Annotated in this window: 4 protein-coding genes; 2 read left to right on the forward strand and 2 right to left on the reverse strand. The window is 45.5% G+C overall.

From position 1 onward, the window contains the following. Both WBA23_RS04365 and WBA23_RS04370 read right to left on the reverse strand, forming a co-directional pair. Positions 1-1,048: DUF1552 domain-containing protein (locus WBA23_RS04365; protein WP_424581026.1), on the reverse strand; the 1,048-nt coding region annotated here is incomplete at its 3' end. Continuing rightward, positions 1,045-2,994 carry a DUF1592 domain-containing protein gene (locus WBA23_RS04370; RefSeq protein ID WP_424581027.1) on the reverse strand — a complete coding sequence of 650 codons (1,950 nt, stop codon included), beginning with the start codon at positions 2,992-2,994 and terminating at the stop codon, positions 1,045-1,047. The genes WBA23_RS04365 and WBA23_RS04370, both read right to left, overlap by 4 nt. Positions 2,995-3,195: 201 nt before the next feature. On the opposite strand from WBA23_RS04370, the gene WBA23_RS04375 reads away from it, so the two are divergent. Further along, on the forward strand, positions 3,196-3,414 hold the full coding sequence (locus tag WBA23_RS04375) for a FeoA family protein (protein WP_424581028.1): 219 nt from the start codon (positions 3,196-3,198) through the stop codon (positions 3,412-3,414). Then, positions 3,411-5,451: ferrous iron transport protein B (gene feoB, locus WBA23_RS04380; protein WP_424581029.1), on the forward strand; the 2,041-nt coding region annotated here is incomplete at its 3' end. The genes WBA23_RS04375 and feoB, both read left to right, overlap by 4 nt.

Raw genomic sequence — 5,451 nt, forward strand, 5'->3', positions numbered from 1 at the left:
TCTCTTCGCTATTTTGGTGGTGGGATAGCTGATGGTGGCTACCCTGAACACCATCCAAAAAAGAGAAGTTGCGATTACTAACCGAGTTGCCAAACATAAACGAAGACACTCGACTAGCATCGCTCCAGAATGCTAGAGCAATAATGTCTAACATCAGACGGGTTTTCTCAGTGATGTCGGTGCCGAGGTAAAATTCTGAGAACTCATCCAGTCTAAGATTCAAGTGCTGCATCTCTCGGCGCATGTCAGGAGTGAGTCGCTCCGCATACGCCTCCTGCTGCGACTGATTATCAATACGTTTTTCTACCGAGCGGATAGATTCCAGATATTCTTCTAGCTTATCCTGATCGGTACGGCCCAGCTTACGCTGAAGGGTTTGAGCATCTTCCAGCACCAGATCCAGTACACTTTGTTTCCATACATCGGGTTGGGACAAAGTAGTAGGCAGATAGCTACGGAATAAGCGATTGAAGGCTAGTCTGGGGTCAATTTCTTTGGAGCAAGGCTGGGTAGCCGATTTCCAGGCAATGCTAGAGCCATAGAGGCGGGTGAAGCCTACATTGGCATCAATACCGGAATTAATGCGTTCTAATCCGTACTCGAGTGAACTAAAGAGCGTGTTTTTGCCCTGATGCTGGGCAATAAGCTGATCAATAGAAGTGCCACCACTATCAATATTATCTCCGGTAGTTTTGTAAATCTGCTGACTCGTTAAAAAGGTGGAGGTTTTGGCGTAGTGCCCATCAGCACCTTTGAAGATAGCCGAATGATTCATTAATTCATTAAGCACCAGAATATCGTCTTTCACATTAGCTAACGGCTGCAAAATGGGCGAAAGCTCAAAATTGCTTCCGTAGGAAGTGGGAGTCCATTGTTCAGGATGTACCCCGTTAGGCATAAAAAAGAAAGCACTTCGGGTAGGGGGAGCTTTTGCTGCACCGGTTGCAAAAACTCTTGGGGAAGCCATTGCTTCTAACCAGGGCAGGGCAATAGAAGCACCCAGGCCTTTCAACATTCGGCGACGCGATATTTGCCAGGACTTGCTCATGAAGCTTTCAGTTTGGGTTGAAAATCGTTGATTTTGTACCGGAATGGATAACTATACACTAATTCCATAATAAACTCTTCCGGATTAAATTGATTGTTGAGAAGATTTTGGGTTAGCCGTTGCATGGTGGGTTCATCCACAAACTCGATGTTGCGACCAATGGCGTAGGTAAATATTTTCTCTGCTAAAGTTCGAGCAAAGTTATCTTGCTTGGTGAGCAGTACCTTCTTTAATTCTTCGGGCCCGTTGAATATTTCTCCACTAGCTAGCGTATCCCAGGCAACAATGGGTTCCTTGCCGTAGTGGGTGCGCCATCTTCCCAGTGCGTCGTAGTTTTCTAACCCAAATCCTATAGGGTCCATCTTTTGGTGGCAACTGTAGCAATCAGGTTTGTTACGGTGCAGGGCGAGCAAATCGCGCAGACTAGCATCGGGTTGGGCCGCTTCTTCTTCGGGTAACTCCCCGGCATCGGGGGGAGGTGGGGGAGGAGGAGTTCCTAAAATTTCTTCCAGTACCCACTTTCCGCGTAACACCGGGCTGGTGCGCAATGGAAGAGAAGTAGAGGCTAATACACTGCCCATACTTAATACCCCGCCTCGCCGCTGTCCCGTGAGTGAAACCGGGCGCAATTGATTTCCAGTGACACCTGCTACTCCGTAATGATTGGCTAAATCTTCGTTTAGTAGGGCGTAGTCGCTAACAATTAGGTCTAGGAAATTTTTTGATTCGGTAAGGGTATGGTGGAAGTAATCTACGGTTTCTTGATACATCGCTTGGCGCAGGGGTAGGGTAAACTCGGGAAACCGCTCCGGGTCTACTGGATTTTGTTCTTTTAGGCGGGTAATTCCGAACCACTGTGTAGCAAAGCTTTCCGAAAATCGCTTAGCTTTAGGGTCCTTCAGCATCCGTAATACCTGTTCTCTAAGCCGTAAGCTGTCGTGCAGTTCGCTTCGGTAAGCAGCGTCAAAAAGCTCTTCGTCGGGAAGTGAGGACCACAAAAAATACGATAGCCGATTGGCCAACTCAAAACCACTGAGGCGATAGGGCGTTTGAGTGGGCTGTTCGTCTTCTACTTTGTACAGAAAATGAGGTGAAACTAAGATCGACTTAAAAGTGGCAGCGAGTGCCGCATCAAAGGGAGTTTCACTATCATCAGCTTGGTACACTTTTCGGAAAATACCACGAAGCTGATCTTTTTCAGAGCTACTTAGAAATCGACGGTACGCCCGACTAGCGAAGGGAAATATACTCCGCTCGGCCACGGCTAGCGGTGCAGCAGTAGAATTGGGCTCAGAAGAAAACCATTGAGCAATCCAGTTCTGAACGTTTGTCCACCAACTGGGCTGATAACGAGCTACGATTATATTTTGCTGTAGTTCAGGCGTAGAAAACAGGGTGTCTACAATCTGGGTGGCAGCGTCGTAGTAGCGTTCTAGTTTTAGGGGAGTCAAGAATAAAGTGCGAGCGTAATTATCGAATCCTCTTCCGCCTGAGCCATCTGCCGGAAAAAAGCTAGTAGCATTGAAATTAACTCCCGTCAAATCTAAAACGGTGTAATGGTATTCGCTATGGCTCAAGCGGCGAATCACCACGCGACCCGGATTATTTTCTTTGAGGGAGCTAATAAGAATATTGTTAATCCCCTCCACTAAAATGGTTTTTTCTTCAGAATTAAGGGCGGGTTTATCAGCCGGTGGCATTTGTCCGACTTGCACTTGCTTGACTACCTGCAACCAAACCTCACCATCTTTAATTAGGTGCCCGGCACTTTCGTATTTCTCTAGATTAATACCCCCAGCCACTTTTCCTACATTATGGCAAGAAAAGCAGTGCTTGTCCAATACTGGACGAATCTGGTCCTGGAAGGTATACTTAGGTTGTTGCGCTTGAGCGGGCAAAATTAGAAGAATAGTACCCACCAAGACTATGCAGAAAAGTCTCGACATAATACGGGAATATAGTAATTAAGCCTAGAATTCGCAAGATGATAAGTAGCAAGAGGTAAGGGATTAATAGCAATTCCGGAAGTGAGGGTTTTAAACCTTTTTGGTTTTTACCGTATTATTTAGATATGTTCTAAACAAAGAGTATTTTTGCCTAACCTAGCAAGCCAACTTCAGTATTATTCAAAAGCACAATCCGTCCGTATGAAAACCTTAGCGAAGATGATGCCGGGAGAGAAAAAAGTGATCCAACAACTAAAACCTTCGTCCCTGTCAGTGAAATTGCTGGAAATGGGACTGTTACCAGGCAAAACCGTACGATACAATTTTTCTGCTCCTTTTGGTGATCCTATATCAGTGCAAGTAGCTGGTTATCAATTATCATTACGTTTAGATGAAGCGGAGTTAGTAGAAGTACAATGAGCAAATCCGCTACCGATACTCTCCCAAAGCAGACAGTTAATACTGGCCGGATTGCATTAGTTGGAAACCCTAATTCAGGAAAGAGCAGTCTGTTCAATTTACTCACGGGACTGAACCAGAAAGTAGGAAACTATCCAGGAGTTACGGTTGATAAAAAAGTAGGTACGCTGCAATTGCCTTCGGGCCGTTCGTTGAAGGTGGTAGATCTACCGGGTACTTACAGTATTTTTCCTCGCTCGTCCGATGAATTGGTGGTAGCCAACCAACTGTTAAATCTGAAGGAAGAGGCTTTTCAAGCGGTAGTGGTGGTAGTAGATGCCACTAATCTGGAACGAAACCTGCTTCTCTGTACCCAACTAATTGATTTAGGTCTACCCATCATATTGGTGCTCAATATGGCTGATCTGGTACAAAAACGAAAAATTAGACTGAATACAGAAGTCCTTCAGCAAGAGCTAGGAGGCATCCCAATTATTCAAATGAATGCTCGTCGGGGTCAAGGGCTAGATACGTTGAAGGAAAAGCTAGATGAGTCTGTTGAAACGCCTCTTGGTCAGTTCTTTAACCCTCGCTCGGTAGCCGCCGAAGCGGTATCGGAGATCAAGTATCAATTTGGCTGTCAGAATTACTACCAAGCTTATTTGCTGCTTCAATACGGTGAATCGTTAACTTTTCTAACGCCCGATGAAAAAAAGTTGCTTAATGACTGTAAAGCTCAGTTTAAATTTAATTCGGACGCACTACAAGTCGAAGAAACCACTCAGCGTTACCAGCAGATAGACCAGATTGTAGAAGCGGCAATCTCCACCCCGGAAAGTGACTCTTCGGCTTTTACTGAAAAGCTGGACCGATACGTTACCCATAAAATTTTCGGTTACCTGATTTTTTTTGGACTGTTACTCTTAATTTTTCAAGCTATTTTTGCTTGGGCGGCGGCACCCATGGATTTTATCGACCTGATGTTCGGTAAGCTAGGCACCTGGATTAGCGAAACGTTACCTGAGGGACCATTAACGGATTTGCTGGCCGAAGGGGTTGTTCCGGGTATCGGTGGCATCGTCATTTTTATTCCTCAAATAGCCATTCTATTTGCTTTTATTTCCATTCTGGAAGAGTCAGGCTACATGGCCCGGGTGGTGTTTATGATGGATAAACTAATGCGGAAAGTTGGGTTAAATGGTCGAAGCGTGGTTCCGCTGATCTCTGGTTTAGCCTGCGCTATTCCGGCAATTATGGCAACCCGAGGTATCGATGATTGGAAAGACCGTCTGATCACCATTTTTGTAACCCCCTTTATGAGTTGTTCAGCTCGCCTACCGGTGTACGTCATTCTAATTGGACTGGTAGTTCCCGAAATAACCTATTTGGGCATATTTAACTTAGCTGGTTTAGTGCTGATGGGATTATACCTTCTCGGGTTCTTCATGGCCATTTCTTCGGCTTGGGTTATGAAAAAGTTAATTCGGGCCAAAAGTCAAGGATTTCTGATTATGGAATTACCAGCCTACCGTTGGCCCCGCTGGGGAAATGTGGGTATCACAGTACTAGAAAAGTCAAAAGCTTTTGTGTTTGAAGCTGGAAAGATCATCCTGGCAGTATCAATAATACTTTGGGTGCTAGCTTCTTACGGTCCTGGGGATGCTATTCAGCAAGCCGAGAATCAAGTTTTTCAGCAAGCCCAACAGGATGAAACGTTGGCTGAGTCGCTCGATACCCAGATTGAGAGCGTTCGTCTACAAGAGTCTTATGCTGGGCAGTTTGGAAAATGGATTGAACCGGTTATTCGTCCGCTGGGTTACGATTGGAAGATTGGTATTGCCTTAATTACCTCTTTTGCCGCTCGAGAGGTATTTGTCGGTACTATTGCTACGTTGTATAGCATCGGCGAAGCAGACAACGAAAGTACAATCAAAAGCCGTTTGCGTAACGAGATAAATCCTGAAACCGGCGGTCCCCGCTTTACTCCGGCAGTAGCCTTCTCACTACTGGTTTTTTATGCTTTTGCCATGCAATGCATGAGTACGTTAGCCATCGTAA

This window comes from Tunicatimonas sp. (assembly GCF_049647865.1).
In the GTDB taxonomy this organism is placed as follows: Bacteria; Bacteroidota; Bacteroidia; order Cytophagales; family Cyclobacteriaceae; genus Tunicatimonas.